The organism is Pseudoflavitalea rhizosphaerae (genome assembly GCF_003991355.1).
GTDB classification, from domain to species: Bacteria; Bacteroidota; Bacteroidia; order Chitinophagales; family Chitinophagaceae; genus Pseudobacter; species Pseudobacter rhizosphaerae.
On sequence record NZ_RCSU01000006.1, the window covers coordinates 1 to 15,424 of the forward strand.

Here is a 15,424-nt window from a genome sequence, read left to right on the forward strand (position 1 = left end):
CCGGCGAACACAGTGTCGCCGGAGGCGACGGAATAACCGTCACTCGCCGGGAGGCGAGCTTCAGGTGGCACTTTGTTACTGCAATTGTTGCTGGCCATCAAGCAGTACAGCCATGGCTGCAATCATATTGCAAACCTGGTAATAAAAATGCTTGTTCACTTTTTCGAAGCTATCGGTTGGTTGGTGATAGTCCGGATGATCTTCCACACCGAAATAAATAAATGGAATGTTTTTCTTGTGAAAGGCAAAGTGGTCAGACTGTGAAGTCCAGTCATCGGAAGCGCCTTTGGAGGCATCGTCATGTCCCAATGAAACGGTTACGGCTGTGAGTGGCCGTATGCTGTCGATGTATTTTGAAAGAAAGGGATAATGAAAAGTTCCTGAGGCATAGATCTCATTCTTATCGTTCCTGCTCACCATATCCATGTTCAGGTTGAACTTAATATTGTCAAATGCTACAGATGGATTTTCTGCGAAATACTTCGAGCCCATCAGTCCACCTTCTTCTGCATCGAAGGCAGCAAAGATGATACTATGTTTTGGAGGATGTTGTTTGAACCATGCAGCCATGGCCAGTAATGCGGAGGTGCCGGAAGCGTTATCGTCCGCACCTGTATAGATCTTATCACCTTTCTTACCCAGGTGATCATAATGCGCGGAGAGCACATAATACTGATCAGGAAATTGAGAGCCTTTGATGATACCGAGTACATTCACACCAGTGGCTTTGTTCCTGGCGGGGAAGGATTGAAAGCGGCCGGAATCAGGCGCTGCCAGTTGCAGTGAGTCGAAGCGGGCTGCAATATAATTGCGTGCCTGTTTATTGCCTTCGGTCCCAACCAATCTTCCTTCCAGTGCCGGAGACGAAAGGAATTGAAGATCGTTGATCAGTTGTGCGCTATCCAGTTTTACAGTGGCGTACAATGGCTGAGGCGTTGGTTTTGCCTGCTGGCCATTACCAGCGCAGGAATTAAACAGGATAAGGCTGCTCAGCATGGATACCAGTAATCGGTTCATGAAGCTATATTTTAATTCAGTGAAATCGGTTAGTAAGCGCAGGAGCTCAATTGATCGGGGCTCAGTTGTACTGGGCTATGTGCAGGTGTTTGTCCGGCGAAATGAACAGCCACTTCATCCAGAATGCTTTCCACTTCTCCGATCGTTTTCACTGTTACGAGGCGTGTACGGAACTCTTTGATATGCGACAGCCCTTTCAGGTAATTACTGTAATGACGGCGCATTTCCAGGATGCCCAAAACTTCTCCTTTCCACTCTACTGATTTGCGCACATGCGTCCTGCATACTTCAAGTCTTTCTTCGATAGTAGGCAGTGGAAGGATCTCGCCATTCTGCATGAACTGTTTGATCTCGCGGAAGATCCAGGGATACCCGATCGCGGCGCGTCCGATCATGATACCATCAACACCATACCGGTTCTTGTATTCCAGTGCTTTTTGCGGAGAGTCGATATCGCCGTTACCAAAAATAGGGATCTTAATACGTGGATTGTTTTTGACTGCGGCGATCAGGCTCCAGTCGGCTTCGCCTTTATATAATTGTGCGCGGGTTCTGCCATGGATGGTGAGCGCTTTCACGCCAACATCCTGTAATCTTTCCGCCACTTCTTCGATGTTCTTGCTGCTTTCGTCCCAACCGAGCCTGGTCTTGACCGTTACAGGGAGACTGGTGGAGCGTACAACCGCTTCCGTGAGACGGGCCATCAGGTCAACGTCTTTGAGAACAGCAGCGCCGGCGCCTTTGCTCACTACTTTCTTTACCGGGCAACCGAAATTGATATCTACCAGGTCTGGTTGAACGGTATCAACAATTTTAGCGCTCATGGCCATTGCTTCTTCATCGCCACCGAAGATCTGGATTCCGAATGGCCTTTCGAATTCGGAGAAATCCAGTTTCTGCCTGCTCTTGATGGCATCGCGGATCAATCCTTCACTGGAGATGAACTCACTATACATGAGATCTGCGCCATTTTGTTTGCACACATAACGGAAGGGGGGATCGCTTACATCCTCCATGGGAGCAAGAAGCAACGGAAAATCAGGAAGCGTTATATTGCCGATATGTACCATCGTTGGAAACTGTATCTTTGAGCCGGTTGCAAATTTACATACTAATATTTGTTTATACCAGCTTATGACCGGTCATTTGAAGATTAGATCCCCCAGAAAGCAATTGGGAGCGCTGTTGTTATGCGCTTCACCGCTGCTTATTACAATGTTTCTTAACATACTCTTTAGTAATGAGGAGGTAAAGGTTGATCTCAGCAGGCCCGGCGCTGTTGAATCACTCAAATGGAGCCAGATCATCACTTCAGTGGCATTTTTCTTTTTCCCGGCATTTCTTTTTGCGGTGTTTACGTTCAGAAGTAAACAATTCTATTTCCTGGGCTTCCGCAATCCGGAAAAGCCAAATATGTTCATCTTATCCGGTATTTGTGCGCTGGTGGCATTGCCGGCCATGTTCTGGCTGGGGCAGATCAACCAGGGGCTGCCTGTTTCCGAGCATTTGCGTCAACTGGAAAAAACAGCGGGCAAGACCATGGAGACGATCCTGAGAGTGAATTCGCCCATGGATGTTGTGATCAACCTGATAGTAGTGGCCCTGGTGCCTGCATTCTGTGAAGAGATCTTTTTTCGCGGAGCAGTGCAGCGCGTACTGATTCATCTCACCAAAAATGCCTGGGCCGGTATCATCATCACCGGAATATTTTTCAGCGCCATGCACTTCCAGTTCCTTGGATTTTTGCCAAGGGCAGCGCTTGGCATAGTGCTGGGTGTGTTATATTGGTATAGTGGCAGTTTATGGACCAGCATCATTGCGCACTTTGTGATCAATGCCGTGCAGGTGATCGCCGTTTCCTATATGCCGAAATATGTGAACGAGAATCCGCAGATGCCGGTATTGTCGGCAGTAGTAAGCTTTATAGCTGTTTGGGCGATCCTTTGGTATTTCAAAAGCAAATCCACCGTTACCTGGTCCAAAGTGTATGATACGGAAGGACTCACTCCCACCAATCAATTTATAGCATAAAATCCAATATCAGCATGGCTTTGAATATGGCCACATTGAAAACCCGCTCCCTTACTGCCGCAGTTTTTGTGGTGGTGATGCTGTTGGGTTTGTTGTGGAATCACTGGAGTTTTTTCATTCTATTCACTATTGTACATTTCGGTTGCTGGAAAGAATACCAGGAACTGATTTCAAAGATCTATCCGGATTATGCCAGCATTACTCCTTTTCACAAATATGGAGTTCGCATAGCAGGCTGGTGTATCATGTTGTTCTTTACCAGCGATGCATATAATATCGGATCCTTCTCTTTGCATGCAGCAGGCTGGTGGCTGGGACTGGTTTGTGTTTTCGTTCTTCCCATTGTAGAATTATTATTTGCAGGCACTATCAATGTTAAGAATATCGGTTACTCGGCACTGGGACTATTGTATATTTCACTCAGCTGGGGATTGATGATGGACTTGTCTGCAAAATCTTCCCTGATAGCATATGAGGGCATCGATGCTATTTATTATTATTCGGCGTTGTTGCCTGTTTCCCTGATCATTTCCATCTGGATCAACGATACCATGGCTTATATTGTAGGCTCTCTCATCGGCAAAACGCCCTTCTCCGCTATCTCTCCCAAGAAAACCTGGGAAGGCACCATCGGCGGCGCTATCCTGGCAGTGGTGGTAGTGGGAGCATTGGCATACTGGCTGAAATATCCTGTTCATCACTGGGTGATCATTGCTTCTATTGCAGCGGTGGTGGGCACTGCGGGCGACCTGCTGGAAAGCAAACTCAAGCGGATGGCCAATGTGAAGGACAGCGGTTCTATCATGCCCGGTCATGGTGGTTTTCTCGACCGTTTCGACTCCCTCTTGCTGGCCACTCCTTTCGTGTGGCTCTATGTTGTTCTCTTTATGATCTGATATTCTTCTTATTTTAGCACCTTAATTGATTTCAATGACCATACACAAAGAAGGCTATAAGTCCATCCTCATTACAGTGATCATATTCGCTGTGATCAACCTGTTATCGTTCTATTTCATCAGCTATTCCACACCCTGGCTGAGCTGGCTGATCTTTATCCTCACACTGGGCCTGACCCTGTTCATCGTGAGCTTTTTCCGTATCCCTGCCAGGCAGCTTACCAAAAACGAGAACCAGGTGATTTGTCCTGCCGATGGTAAGGTTGTTGTAATTGAAGAGATCATCGACGAAGAATATTTCAAAGGCAAGCGTTTGCAGGTTTCCATTTTTATGAGCCCTGCCAATGTGCACGTGAACCGCAATCCATTGAGTGGTGAAGTGGTATACAGTCAGTATCACAAGGGTAAGTACCTGGTGGCCTGGAATCCAAAATCGTCTACAGAGAATGAGCGTCACTCCGTAGTGATCCGTTATCCGAAAGGGGAGATCCTGGTAAAACAAATTGCAGGGGCATTGGCCAAGCGTATCGTGAATTATCTCACCGTTGGTCAGAAAGTGGAGCAGGGATCAGAGCTTGGCTTCATCAAATTCGGCAGCCGTGTGGATGTGCTGCTTCCTGTAGGCACCAAAGTGAATGTTGAACTGAACCAGGTTGTTCAGGGCGGCGTTACAGTGCTTGCAACGATCTAAAAAAAGAATGCACTAACATATTCTGACCGGCTGCAACTACAGCCGGTTTTTTTATGGAACGATGATTTGCATCAGAAGATATCCTCCAGCTCTTTCAGCGAGTACGCAGTGTAAGTGGGTTTCACATCGGTTTGGATATTGAGGTGGTTCATAAATACCTGGTCGATGCCGGCATTGATGGCGCCTTTGATATCCGCCTCGATGCTGTCGCCGATCATGATGCTATGTTCCGGCAATGCTTTGGCTCGCTGGAATGCATAGTCGAATATCTCCTTGTGAGGCTTCAGGCTGTTGCTTCCTTCGGAGGTGATTACTTCTGCGAAGAAATGATCGATGCCCGAGTAGGTGATTTTGCTGTATTGCGTTTTCTCGAAACCATTTGTGATAAGGTGGAGCACGTAGCCTTTTCCTTTCAGATAGCTGAGTATCTCCATGCAATAGGGGAAGAGGATGGTGCGGCTGGGAAGCATGTCCAGGAACTGGTTACTGAGCTCACGTGCAAGCTTTTCATCGCCGATCCGGAAATCGAGGAGGCTGAGGAACATGCGTTTCCATCTTAATTCATCGGCCTTGATCTGGCCACTGCGATAGCGCTCCCAGAGTCTGTCGTTATGAATATTGTATTGTTTGAAAAACTCTTCAAAGCTGTGTATGCCCCGGGATTCGAGCGCTTCGTTCTGATAAATGGTTTCCAGGGTAAAACGGCAATTAGCATCGAAATCCCATAAGGTATGGTCCAGGTCAAAAAACAGATGCTTGTACTTCATGCTGCAAAAATACGACAGTCAGAATAAGTGGACTGAATGCATTGAAACCGGCGGGAAATTCCTTACTTCGCTTCATCAAAATTCCTGTATCATGAATATTGTCATCACCGGCGCATCCAAAGGGTTTGGAAGAGCGATTGCAGAAACATTTGCCGTTCAGGGACACGATCTTTTCCTCTGCAGCCGCAATCCTGTGGACCTCTATAAAACCCTGGAAGCATTACAGCTGCGCTATCCCGAACGTAGCATCAAGGCTATGCCCGCGGACCTCAGCGAGAAATCGCAGGCGGAAGCATTCGGAAAATGGGTACTCGGTTATGATGTTCCTGTAGACGTACTGGTGAACAATGCAGGATTGTTTGAGCCCGGCAGTGTGCACAATGAACCGGAAGGCGTACTGGAAAGAATGATGGCAGTGAATCTTTACAGCGCCTATCATCTAACCCGGACATTGATCCCTTCGATGATTGAACGTAAACAGGGACATATCTTCAATATGTGCTCCATCGCTTCCCTCCATGCCTATCCGAATGGTGGGGCCTACAGCATCAGTAAATATGCTTTGGCAGGATTCAGCCGCAATCTCCGGGAAGAAATGAAACCGCATGGTATCAAGGTAACGGCTGTATATCCCGGCGCCGCTTATACGAATTCATGGGCTGGCAGTGGCATCGATCCGGAACGGATCATGACTGCACAGGATATAGCCGCTATGATCCATGCCGCTTCGCAGCTGAGCCCACAGGCCTGCGTGGAAGATATCATCATGCGGCCGCAGCTGGGGGATTTATAATTGATCAGGGTGTGCCCGGTCGCTCGCCTCTGGCGAGTGACCTGAATTTGGGGCTGACGAAAAAGGCGGAGAGCTGGCAGTCGCTCGCCTCCCGGCGAGTGACTTCTATTTGTTCGGCTCCGGCGAACACGCGTCGCCAGAGGCGACTGAATAAAGCTCACTCGCCGGGAGGCGAGCGAGTGAGCTCCCCGAAATTATAAGATGGTAGCTTTTTAGTCAGCCTCACCGTGTCGCCGGAGGCGACGGAATAGAAGTCACTCGCCAGAGGCGAGCGACTGGCGGCTTTCCGATTATTACCTCGTGCGCAAAGCTTCGAGAATGATCTCTTTTCTTCTTCTTGAAATGTCTACCTGTGAACGGTCGCTGAGGGTGAGCGTGCCATTCTGCGTATAATTCACTACATGCACTTTATTGATGAGATGTGATTTGTGGATACGAAGGAATCCATGATCATTCAGGATGTCCTCATATTCCTTCAATGTTTTGGAGATGAGCAAAGGCTTGCGATTGCTGAAATGGAACCAGGTGTAATTGATCTCACCCTCAAGGCGGATGATCTCTTCGGGATTGAAAAAGTAAGTGCCTTCGCTGGTGGGCAGAGCCAGTTTGAAATCCTTCCTGTCTTTAGCCCCGATATTATTAAGCAGGTTCTGGTACTGTGATTGCTGGCTAAGGGCTACAACAGTTCTTGCCATGAAGCGGTCAACTGATTGCCGGAGCTCATCGGCATCGATGGGTTTCATCAGGTAATCCAGCGCACTGAAGCGCAATGCCTCGATAGCATATTTGTGATGGGCAGTGGTGAAGATGATATTGAACTGGATCTCGGGCAGCTTCTTCAAAAGCTCAAATCCATTCATGGCCGGCATCTGGATATCCAGGAATACCAGTTGAGGTTTGAAGCTTTTGATGAGTTGGATGGCTTTGACCGGATCGTTGGTTGTTTTGATCTGGTTGATCTCAGGAACGTAGCGTTCCAGCATCAACTTCAGGGTGTTGACGGCTGCGGGCTCATCGTCTATGATAATCGCTTTTATCACCTGCCGAAGTTAAGGATTTTGTATTTCCACCCGCATTATCCACCGATGAAAACGCGAAGCGTTACGGTTGTTCCTGCTGCTGTTCCATCGGGATGCAATCTGTCTGTTATGGATGCTTCAAAAGGTTGCTGGTACTGTTGTTGTAAGATGCGGAGCCGCTCATTCACCAGCAGTAACCCCTTTGATTCATGCGGACATTCTTTTTTGTTTTGCGCTGCTGCTTCGCGGCCAATGCCATTGTCCTGCACCACACAGAGTAAGAGATGGTCCCCTTCCGGGTGAAAGGAGATCTGCACCTGCCTTTGTTCTTTCCTGGGCATCAGTCCGTGCCAGATGGCGTTTTCCACAAAGGGTTGCAGCAGCATGGGGGGAATACGGATCTCGTTGGCATCGATATCATCGTCCACTTCGATGGAAAATTCGAAATCCCCCTGGAAGCGGAGTTGTTCCAGTTGCAGGTAGAGCTGCAGCATTTCGATCTCTTTTTCGAGAGTGATGAGATGCTGATCACAATGATGCAGGATATCGCGCTGCAATTTGGAAAAACGTGCGAGGTAACGGTTGGCTTCGTAGGCATTACCCTGCAGGATGAATTGCTGGATGCTGTTGAGTGCATTGAAGATGAAATGCGGGTTCATTTGTGCACGCAGCGCCGTTAGCTGGTAAGTGGCGAGATCTGCATGCACCTGGATCAATTCAATTTCCCTTTCCCGCATCATGTTCTCTGCATGTATCTGCTCGATGCGATGCGCCAGCATACTGGCAATGGTGGTCAGCACCTGGAGATGTTTGGCTGTATAGAAATTCTTTTCCGAATGTTCACTGTCTATCACACCGATCACTTTTCGGTTGCTGATCACGGGTACAGCCAGTTCGCTGAGGCGATGGGCGTCGTCAACAATATACCTGGCATCGAGGGAGGTATCAGGAATGATCTCGGCCATTCCTGATAATGCCACACTGCCTACAATGCCCTTGCCCACGGGAATTTCAATGGGGTCTACAATCACATTGAATGCGGTGGTCTTGGGTCCGCAGGCTGCTTTCTGATGGAGTATTTGCGTTTGATGATCGATAAGATAGATCACGGCATCTTCAAAACCGAGGCGGGCGATGCAATTGCGGCATACGTCCCAGAGCATGGCGTCCACCTGTGTTTGTCCACTCATGGAAGTGGCGAAATAATTGATGATCTGTTCAATTTCCAGCTGGTATTGAAAATTGGCGGCGCGCAGTTGTTGCAGGGCGGTCTTCTGGGCTTCCTTGTCGCGGATATTCTTTTCGCGGTAAAGGATGAAAACAGCCAGTAAGACCAGCAGCAGCACGAAGGTCAGTATGAGAACAGATACGTTGACCAGGGGGTAACAATTTAGATAATGGAAGTTACAATTTTAAAGGGAGAGGCCATCTCTTTTGAGGAGACGGCCCCCCTGTTGGTTAGGCCCGTTCTTATTTCCGGTTGTTGAAAGGATTGTCCTTTAATCATGTAGAGACAGCTTTTGCTGCCATCTTTGGTAAGCGCGATTTTAACTTGGCCATCACAGAGGTACGATGTTTGTGTTGCTGTATCCTTTTGCAGTTATTGAACGGCCGTATTTGCTTATTTTCTGGCTAATTCACCACTCATCCTTTTAACCGACATTTAACGTGAAAACTGCTAACAACCGAGGGCATCAGCAATTAAATTTGTTAATCACCGTAATGAACACCAGAGTTTTATATTTCCTTTTTCTTCTCGTTTGTTGCTTTACCGGCGGGAGCCTGCATGCACAACAGCTTGCACAGCGCAGTCATGCCGATATGCAGGACCTGGAACCTGATGTGGAAGCGGCTTCTGTGATCCAGCCCGGAGAGTTCATTGAAGAAAAGGTCAGACAGGGGTTGCTGATCCGGGTGGAGGTGAGTAAAACCAGTTGCGTGGTGGGCGAGCCGCTGAAAGTGGTGTACAAGATGTATTCAAGGCTCAATACCAATTCACAGGTGATGAAACGGCCGTCCTTCACAGGTTTCAGTGTAATGGAAATGGTGGAGGCCTATGATGGCAAACCGGTAGTTGAAAGGATCAAAGGTGTGCCTTATTATGTGAACCTTATCCGTAAAGTGCAGTTGTTTCCTTTGCAGGAAGGGAAATTTGAACTGGACCCTGCTGAAGTGGAAAGCATTGTGCATTTTGTTCGCGTGAACATTGGCGAAGCTCCTTCTGTGCTCGATCATAAAGTAACCCTTCGTTCCGAGCCGGTGATCATCGAGGTAAAGCCCCTGCCATTGAAAGGGCAACCGGATCATTATACCGGTGCAGTAGGAAAATATACTGTGAAGTTGAAAGGTCCGGATACGGCTATACATCAGGGTGAGTTGGTCAAAGTGCGGATCCTGGTAGAAGGTTCAGGCAATATCAATCTGCTTACGCCTCCGGAGATCACATGGCCTGAAGGTGTTGATACTGCCGATCCGGTGGTTAGGGAAATGGTTGATAAATTCACTTTCCCGCTCAGTGGCAGCAAAGCATTCGAGTATTCCTTCGCTGCGCCGGACACGGGTAATATCGTGATCCCGGGAGCCAGTCTGGCTTATTTCGATCCACAATCACAACAATACAAAGAAGCGGTGAGTGATCCGCTTGCGCTGACAGTAAAGCCTGGTGAATCTGAAGAAACGCGGCAATTGCGGGCAAATGCCATGAAACAGGTAGATAATGGCGCTATTCCCAAACATCTTTATTGGTTTGGCCTGGTGGTGCTGATCATCGTTAGCTGTCTGGTATATCAGTTCAGTCAGCTGCGCAAAAAGAGATCGGTGGAACCGAAAATTCATTTGCCTGCAAAAGTTGAGATACCTGCTCCGGAAGAGCAACTGGCCACTGCCAGGGAAAGCCTGCAGTCCGGGAATATGAAACTCTTCTATCACGAGATACAACATGTGCTCTGGAATATGGCGGCGGTCCGCTGTGAGATACCTCCATCCCTGCTCAACAAACAAAATGTTGCGGCGAGGCTGGCGATGCAGGGCGTGAGTGATGCACTGGTGCAACAACTACTTCACCTGCTCAATACCTGCGAATGGGCGCTCTATGTGCCCGGGCATGAGCAAAGCGATCCACGCAGTCTGCTGGATGAAACGAGGCAGGTGCTGGAAGGATTGAAACCTGAAGCCTGATCTACTCCGTGTATTTGTAACCTACTCCGCGAACAGAATGGAAGTACTGCGGATTGCGGCTGTCTTCTTCAAAATATTTCCTGAAGTTGAGGATGAAATTATCGATGGTGCGCGTGGTAGGGTAAACGTTATAGCCCCAAACTGTTTGCAGGATCTTTTCTCTGGGTACTACTTCGTTCTTGTTTTCTATCAGTAGTTTCAGCAGCATGGCTTCTTTCTTGCTGAGCTGAATACGTTCTCCCTTGCGGGTGATGGCTTCCTGCGCTTTGAAGTCGAGCGTATTGCTGCCAAACGCATACGTATCACCAACGGAATCCTTTTCCTGCATTTTCTTGTTCTTATTGATCAGCTTCTGAACACGAAGCAGGAGCTCTTCGAGGTTGAAAGGTTTGGTGAGATAATCGTCGGCGCCTTTTTTAAGGCCGAGCACCCGGTCAGAGCTGGCATTCTTTGCGGAGAGGATGAGAATGGGCACCTCATTGTTTTGGACCCGGATGGTTTCTGTAACCGTGATGCCATCCAGTTCCGGCAACATTACATCGAGGATGATGAGATCGAAATACTCTCCCTGCACTTTCTGAAGGGCTTCGCTGCCCGTGAAGGAGGAAGTAACTTCATATCCTTCCAGTTCCAGGTTCAGCTTCAGCGCTTCGTGGAGATTCTCTTCATCTTCCACCAACAGTATGGATGTTTTTGTTGTGCTCATGCTTTTCAATTACAGGGTGAAGCTCACCGTAAAGATACAACCGGTGGGCGTGTTATCTGTTACGCGGATGCTAGCGTGATGGTCTTCCGCAATTTTCCGGCAGAGGAAGAGGCCGAGCCCTGTGCCTTTGGCAGTGCGGGTATTCTCGTTACCGATGCGATAGAACTTTTCGAACACTTTGTTCTTTTCGTTATCCGGAATGCCCGGACCTTCATCTGCTACCTGTAAAACCACGGTCTTGCCTTTTGTAAAGAGCCGGCATTCAATGGCTGCGGTTTTAGGTGAATACTTAACGGCATTCTCCACCAGATTGTTCACCAGTATCTGGAGCAGCAGGGGATCTCCGATAAGCTCTGTATCTGCCTGGATATTGGTGATCCATTTCCGGGCCGGGAACCGGTTGATGAAATCCTGTACGGCGGATTGCACCAGTGTACTGAAATCGATTTCTTCCCTCGCGATACGATAGCGGCCACCTTCCAGTTGGGAGGATACCAGGATATTATTGGCGAGGGTATTGAGGCGATTGGTTTCTTCCAGCGTCATGGAGAGCAGCTTGTTCTTTTTCTGTTCGTCCAGCTGGTGTTTGAGTAAGGTCTCCAAATTGAGTTTGGCAACAGCGATGGGCGTTTTGAGTTCGTGGGTAACGGCCATCATGAAATGTTGTTGTTGTTGCTGGAGCTTGATCTGTTTGCGAACGGCGCGGTAAACATAAAATGCTCCCAGGAGGGTGAGTACCAGGAAGGTGATCCCTTCTCCCAGGAACTGTGCAGATTTTCTTTTTCTTTCATCCTGTATCTTCTCGTATTTGATGAGATAGTCGGGATCATCCAGTATCAGAGCGCTGGTCTGGTAGCTGGCCATCTGGTCTGATTGCTGGTTGAGTTCAAAGAACCAGAACACCAGTGCTGCTACAATATAGACCAGCAGGAACCAATAGGCGATGCTCGCCAGGAATAACCTGCTTTTACGGGATGTTTTCATTCATCATTTTGCTTTTTCAACACGGATACCTGCATTCATTACATTTTCCAGCGGGTCTTCACGCATGATCTGTTGCAATGTGAACTTGTAAGTGCCTGCCTGAAGGGGAACGGGTTGATCGCCGGGAGTGATGCGTATGCGCTGTTCAAAAATATCATCCATTCCGGAACCGAGCCATCCTTTGTCGTCCGTGGCGAGTTGGAGGTCCAGGGGATGTGTACTGGTTTCACCCTTCGGGTTTTGAATGGTGGTGCTTACCCAGAGGTTTTTGAACTTGTACGCGTCTGTATGCCGGATCACCACGTAAATATGGTACCGGCTTAAAGTGTCTTCCACGTTCATGGTGATCTCCGGTTTGAAGTCTTTGCTCCAGGCGTGGTTGGGGATGGCAACGTTCTTCTCAAATAGATCTGTTCTGATGGAACAGGCATTCAGGAGAATGCCGGTCAGTAAGAACAAAAGGATGCTGGTTGAGCCTTGTTTTTTCAAGGGGATTTTTTTTCAAATATAAAATTACAATACGTTCAGTACCTGCTCCTTTGCTTTTTCCAGTTCATCCTTCATCTGTACAACAGCTTTCTGGATGGTGGAATCATAGGCTTTGGCGCCGGTGGTATTGATCTCACGTCCTACTTCCTGGAGGATGAAGGATAATTTTTTTCCTTTGGTATCTTCTCCTTCATCCAGTACCTGTTTGAAATAATCGCAATGGTTTTTGAGGCGGGTTTGTTCTTCGCTGAGGTCTATCTTTTCAATATAGTAGATCAGTTCCTGTTCCAGGCGGTTGGGATCGTAGTTTTCCTTTCCAACATTATCTTCCAGGACTTTTACGAGTCCTTCGCGGATCTTTTGTTTGCGGAGTGGTTCCAGCTGGATCACTTCCTGTTGCAGTTTTTCAATATTGGAAATACGGAGGCGGAGGTCTCCTTCCAGCATCTTGCCTTCTTCCAGGCGGTGTTTGTTCAGTTCGTTGATGGCGGAAAGGATCAGGGTTTTGAAAGATTCCCATTCTGCATCGGTGAGGGTATCGCTGGTGGGTGTAATTACTTCCGGCAGTTTGAGCAGGCTGCTGAGGATGCTGGAAGGGTCCAGGTTGAGGTCGGTAGACAGTTCAGCAATGGAACGGTAATAAGTTTTGGCGAGAGCGGTATTGATGCTGACTGGTTTTGAGCTGCCGCTTTCCTTGAGGCTGATGGTGCAGTCTACGCTTCCACGTCCCAGGTTTGCGGATAAGATTCCCCTGATATCAAATTCAAAGGGTTTCAAAAACGCCGGCATTTTCAGGAACAGTTCAAACTGTTTTCCATTCAGCGATTTTATATCTACGAGAAAAGTTTTATCGCCTATGGATTGCTCTGTTCTTCCAAATCCGGTCATTGATTTCAACATAAGTAACTTGATTTTACAGCAAGGTAACGAAATAGTCAATAGGCCTTACATTCAGCGGGTAATGCCTGCTCCTTTATAGAAAGTATTTCTGTCAAGCTCCTTCATTTCTCCGGGGAGTAAACCTTCGATGGTAAGGGAGCCGATACGAAATCGTATAAGCCGCAATGTTGGGAATCCGGTTTTGGCTGTCATCCTTCGAACCTGCCTGTTCTTTCCTTCGGTAAGGGCCAGGCTGATCCAACTGGTAGGAATATTTTGTCTGAAGCGGATCGGTGGATTACGGTCAGGTACCCTGGGTGGTTCAGCAAAGGCGATGGCGCGGGCAGGTTTGGTTCGATGGAGCTTACCATCGATGGAAATGGTCAAGCCATTCCTTAACTGATCGAGCGCTTCTTCCGTTATCGTTCCTTCTACCTGCACCCAGTATTCACGTTCATGTGCGAAGCTGGGATGAAGCGCAAGATGGTTCACCTGTTTATCGTTTGTTAGTAACAGTAACCCTTCACTATCATAATCCAGTCTTCCGACAGGATACACGTCAGACGGCACTTTGAAGTAGTCGCGCAAAGATTGTTTGTCTTCGGTTGATGTAAATTGTGAGAGTACCTGGAATGGTTTGTTGATGATGAAATATTGAAGCATAGTCAAAAAAAAATCTCCCGATGATTCGGGAGATTTATTATGTAGATGGGTTAGTAAGTACCGGGAAATAAATTTCCCTACACAATATTAAAAATAATTTTCTCTAAACTAAAAAATTTTCTAATAAATTTTATTCACATTTTTTTTAATACTGTGGAAAATGTGGCGGGGGTATCGGCAGTAAATGATAAAACTACATAGGTGAATTACAGTTGCAGATTAAAAACGCAGAAGCTACAAATAAAATTGTTGCACTTGAAATACAGATAACAACTATGTTTTGGAAACTGATGCAGATGCTTCCGTTCACAAAACGTATTGTACTTTTGCGCAAATTCCCGATATGAAATTTCCATCACCGGTATCATTGCAATGGATAGCTGATCTGATCGGCGCGAGGTTGGTTGGTAACGCAACCGCACAGGCAACAGGCATCAATGAGATTCACAGGGTAGAGCCAGGAGATCTGGTGTTTGTTGATCATCCCAAGTATTACGATAAATGTATCCAGTCCGCAGCATCCTTCATCATCATCAATAAAGAAACCAGTTTTCCTGAAGAGAAGGCATTGCTGATAACAGACAATCCGTTTGAAGCATATCAGACCATCATCAAACATTTCCGTCCATTCGTTCCTTCCAGTAAAGCTGTCAGTGATTCTGCTTTGGTAGGAGAAGGAAGCTGGATTGCGCCGAACGCGTATGTGGGAAACCATGTTACTATCGGAACCAATTGCCGTATCCATCCCGGTGTAACCATCATGGACCATTGCGTGATCGGTAATAATGTTGTGATCCAGGCAGGGAGTGTGATAGGATCGGATGCATTCTACTACAATACGAAGAAAGACCGGGAGGTATGGTATAAAAGAATGGAAAGTGGCGGAAGGGTAGTGATTGAAGATGATGTGGAGATCGGAGCGGCTTGCACTATCGACAGAGGCGTGAGTCATGATACCCTGATTGGGCGCGGCACCAAGATGGATAACCAGGTGCATATCGGTCATGATTCCATTATCGGCCCCAACTGTTTGTTTGCTGCGCAGGTGGGTATTGCAGGTGCAGTAGAGATTGGCGCTGGTGTGGTGCTCTGGGGGCAGGTAGGTGTTTCCAAAACGCTCAGTATCGGAGACAATGCTGTTGTACTGGCGCAGAGTGGTGTTCCTTCTTCACTGGAAGGTGGTAAAGTATATTTCGGAACGCCCACAGAAGATGCATTGGCAAAAAAGAAAGAGCTGATCTGGGTAAAACGCATTCCTGAGATCTGGGCAAGACTCAATGCGAAATAATTCCATCTTTTCATAACCGACCGG

16 protein-coding genes are annotated in these 15,424 nt (G+C 47.6%); 6 read left to right on the forward strand and 10 right to left on the reverse strand.

Going from position 1 to position 15,424, the window contains the following annotated elements:
- Window positions 1-75 precede the first annotated feature (75 nt).
- Together D9Y29_RS11565 and dusB are read right to left on the reverse strand one after the other, a co-directional pair.
- Window positions 76-1,017: a M20/M25/M40 family metallo-hydrolase gene (locus tag D9Y29_RS11565; protein WP_206513769.1), complete on the reverse strand. Its 942-nt coding sequence runs from the start codon at window positions 1,015-1,017 to the stop codon at window positions 76-78.
- Between the two features lie 29 nt (window positions 1,018-1,046).
- Window positions 1,047-2,087: a tRNA dihydrouridine synthase DusB gene (gene dusB, locus D9Y29_RS11570; protein ID WP_127128215.1), complete on the reverse strand. Its 1,041-nt coding sequence runs from the start codon at window positions 2,085-2,087 to the stop codon at window positions 1,047-1,049.
- A 145-nt stretch (window positions 2,088-2,232) separates the two neighbouring features.
- Between dusB and D9Y29_RS11575 the strand changes: the two genes are divergently transcribed.
- From D9Y29_RS11575 to D9Y29_RS11585, 3 genes are read left to right on the forward strand one after another with little or no spacing between them, the layout of a single operon-like run.
- Window positions 2,233-3,048 carry a CPBP family intramembrane glutamic endopeptidase gene (locus D9Y29_RS11575; RefSeq protein WP_164735381.1) on the forward strand — a complete coding sequence of 272 codons (816 nt, stop codon included), beginning with the start codon at window positions 2,233-2,235 and terminating at the stop codon, window positions 3,046-3,048.
- 14 nt (window positions 3,049-3,062) lie between these two features.
- Window positions 3,063-3,944 carry a phosphatidate cytidylyltransferase gene (locus tag D9Y29_RS11580; RefSeq protein ID WP_127128219.1) on the forward strand — a complete coding sequence of 294 codons (882 nt, stop codon included), beginning with the start codon at window positions 3,063-3,065 and terminating at the stop codon, window positions 3,942-3,944.
- A 34-nt stretch (window positions 3,945-3,978) separates the two neighbouring features.
- Window positions 3,979-4,635 carry a phosphatidylserine decarboxylase family protein gene (locus D9Y29_RS11585; RefSeq protein ID WP_127128221.1) on the forward strand — a complete coding sequence of 219 codons (657 nt, stop codon included), beginning with the start codon at window positions 3,979-3,981 and terminating at the stop codon, window positions 4,633-4,635.
- Window positions 4,636-4,706: 71 nt separating this feature from the next.
- On the opposite strand, the gene D9Y29_RS11590 is transcribed toward D9Y29_RS11585, so the two are convergent.
- The gene (locus tag D9Y29_RS11590; RefSeq protein ID WP_127128223.1) at window positions 4,707-5,402 is read right to left on the reverse strand and encodes a YjjG family noncanonical pyrimidine nucleotidase; all 696 of its coding nucleotides are present in this window, start codon (window positions 5,400-5,402) and stop codon (window positions 4,707-4,709) included.
- Between the two features lie 91 nt (window positions 5,403-5,493).
- On the opposite strand from D9Y29_RS11590, the gene D9Y29_RS11595 reads away from it, so the two are divergent.
- Window positions 5,494-6,195: an SDR family NAD(P)-dependent oxidoreductase gene (locus D9Y29_RS11595; RefSeq protein ID WP_127128225.1), complete on the forward strand. Its 702-nt coding sequence runs from the start codon at window positions 5,494-5,496 to the stop codon at window positions 6,193-6,195.
- A gap of 293 nt (window positions 6,196-6,488) precedes the next feature.
- On the opposite strand, the gene D9Y29_RS11600 is transcribed toward D9Y29_RS11595, so the two are convergent.
- Window positions 6,489-7,235, reverse strand: coding sequence for a LytR/AlgR family response regulator transcription factor (locus tag D9Y29_RS11600; RefSeq protein ID WP_127128227.1), 747 nt, complete (start codon window positions 7,233-7,235; stop codon window positions 6,489-6,491).
- Between the two features lie 35 nt (window positions 7,236-7,270).
- Window positions 7,271-8,560, reverse strand: coding sequence for a histidine kinase (locus D9Y29_RS11605; RefSeq protein ID WP_127128229.1), 1,290 nt, complete (start codon window positions 8,558-8,560; stop codon window positions 7,271-7,273).
- Between the two features lie 376 nt (window positions 8,561-8,936).
- On the opposite strand from D9Y29_RS11605, the gene D9Y29_RS11610 reads away from it, so the two are divergent.
- Window positions 8,937-10,391: a BatD family protein gene (locus D9Y29_RS11610; protein ID WP_127128231.1), complete on the forward strand. Its 1,455-nt coding sequence runs from the start codon at window positions 8,937-8,939 to the stop codon at window positions 10,389-10,391.
- Window position 10,392: 1 nt separating this feature from the next.
- Here D9Y29_RS11610 and D9Y29_RS11615 read toward each other — a convergent pair whose 3' ends face one another.
- The 5 genes from D9Y29_RS11615 to D9Y29_RS11635 are packed head-to-tail and all read right to left on the reverse strand — an operon-like array spanning window position 10,393 to window position 14,112.
- A complete protein-coding gene (locus D9Y29_RS11615) occupies window positions 10,393-11,097 on the reverse strand; it encodes a response regulator transcription factor (protein WP_127128233.1) in 705 nt (234 codons plus the stop codon).
- 9 nt (window positions 11,098-11,106) lie between these two features.
- Window positions 11,107-12,081, reverse strand: coding sequence for a sensor histidine kinase (locus tag D9Y29_RS11620; protein WP_127128235.1), 975 nt, complete (start codon window positions 12,079-12,081; stop codon window positions 11,107-11,109).
- Window positions 12,082-12,084: 3 nt separating this feature from the next.
- Window positions 12,085-12,570, reverse strand: coding sequence for a gliding motility lipoprotein GldH (locus D9Y29_RS11625; protein WP_164735382.1), 486 nt, complete (start codon window positions 12,568-12,570; stop codon window positions 12,085-12,087).
- Window positions 12,571-12,594: 24 nt separating this feature from the next.
- Window positions 12,595-13,470: a YicC/YloC family endoribonuclease gene (locus D9Y29_RS11630; protein ID WP_127128239.1), complete on the reverse strand. Its 876-nt coding sequence runs from the start codon at window positions 13,468-13,470 to the stop codon at window positions 12,595-12,597.
- Window positions 13,471-13,521: 51 nt separating this feature from the next.
- Window positions 13,522-14,112 (reverse strand): pseudouridine synthase, encoded by a 591-nt coding sequence (locus tag D9Y29_RS11635; protein ID WP_127128241.1) that lies wholly within the window; start codon window positions 14,110-14,112, stop codon window positions 13,522-13,524.
- A gap of 343 nt (window positions 14,113-14,455) precedes the next feature.
- Here D9Y29_RS11635 and D9Y29_RS11640 point away from each other — a divergent pair, with 343 nt between their 5' ends.
- The gene (locus D9Y29_RS11640) at window positions 14,456-15,400 is read left to right on the forward strand and encodes a UDP-3-O-(3-hydroxymyristoyl)glucosamine N-acyltransferase (protein ID WP_127128243.1); all 945 of its coding nucleotides are present in this window, start codon (window positions 14,456-14,458) and stop codon (window positions 15,398-15,400) included.
- Window positions 15,401-15,424 lie beyond the last annotated feature (24 nt).

Excerpts from the sequence above, each read along its gene's own strand:
- D9Y29_RS11565 (WP_206513769.1), bottom strand. The coding sequence starts at position 1,017 with ATGAACCGATTACTGGTATCCATGCTGAGCAGCCTTATCCTGTTTAAT.
- dusB (WP_127128215.1), bottom strand. The coding sequence starts at position 2,087 with ATGGTACATATCGGCAATATAACGCTTCCTGATTTTCCGTTGCTTCTT.
- D9Y29_RS11575 (WP_164735381.1), top strand. The coding sequence starts at position 2,233 with ATGTTTCTTAACATACTCTTTAGTAATGAGGAGGTAAAGGTTGATCTC.
- D9Y29_RS11580 (WP_127128219.1), top strand. The coding sequence starts at position 3,063 with ATGGCTTTGAATATGGCCACATTGAAAACCCGCTCCCTTACTGCCGCA.
- D9Y29_RS11585 (WP_127128221.1), top strand. The coding sequence starts at position 3,979 with ATGACCATACACAAAGAAGGCTATAAGTCCATCCTCATTACAGTGATC.
- D9Y29_RS11590 (WP_127128223.1), bottom strand. The coding sequence starts at position 5,402 with ATGAAGTACAAGCATCTGTTTTTTGACCTGGACCATACCTTATGGGAT.
- D9Y29_RS11595 (WP_127128225.1), top strand. The coding sequence starts at position 5,494 with ATGAATATTGTCATCACCGGCGCATCCAAAGGGTTTGGAAGAGCGATT.
- D9Y29_RS11610 (WP_127128231.1), top strand. The coding sequence starts at position 8,937 with ATGAACACCAGAGTTTTATATTTCCTTTTTCTTCTCGTTTGTTGCTTT.
- D9Y29_RS11615 (WP_127128233.1), bottom strand. The coding sequence starts at position 11,097 with ATGAGCACAACAAAAACATCCATACTGTTGGTGGAAGATGAAGAGAAT.
- D9Y29_RS11620 (WP_127128235.1), bottom strand. The coding sequence starts at position 12,081 with ATGAAAACATCCCGTAAAAGCAGGTTATTCCTGGCGAGCATCGCCTAT.
- D9Y29_RS11630 (WP_127128239.1), bottom strand. The coding sequence starts at position 13,470 with ATGTTGAAATCAATGACCGGATTTGGAAGAACAGAGCAATCCATAGGC.
- D9Y29_RS11635 (WP_127128241.1), bottom strand. The coding sequence starts at position 14,112 with ATGCTTCAATATTTCATCATCAACAAACCATTCCAGGTACTCTCACAA.
- D9Y29_RS11640 (WP_127128243.1), top strand. The coding sequence starts at position 14,456 with ATGAAATTTCCATCACCGGTATCATTGCAATGGATAGCTGATCTGATC.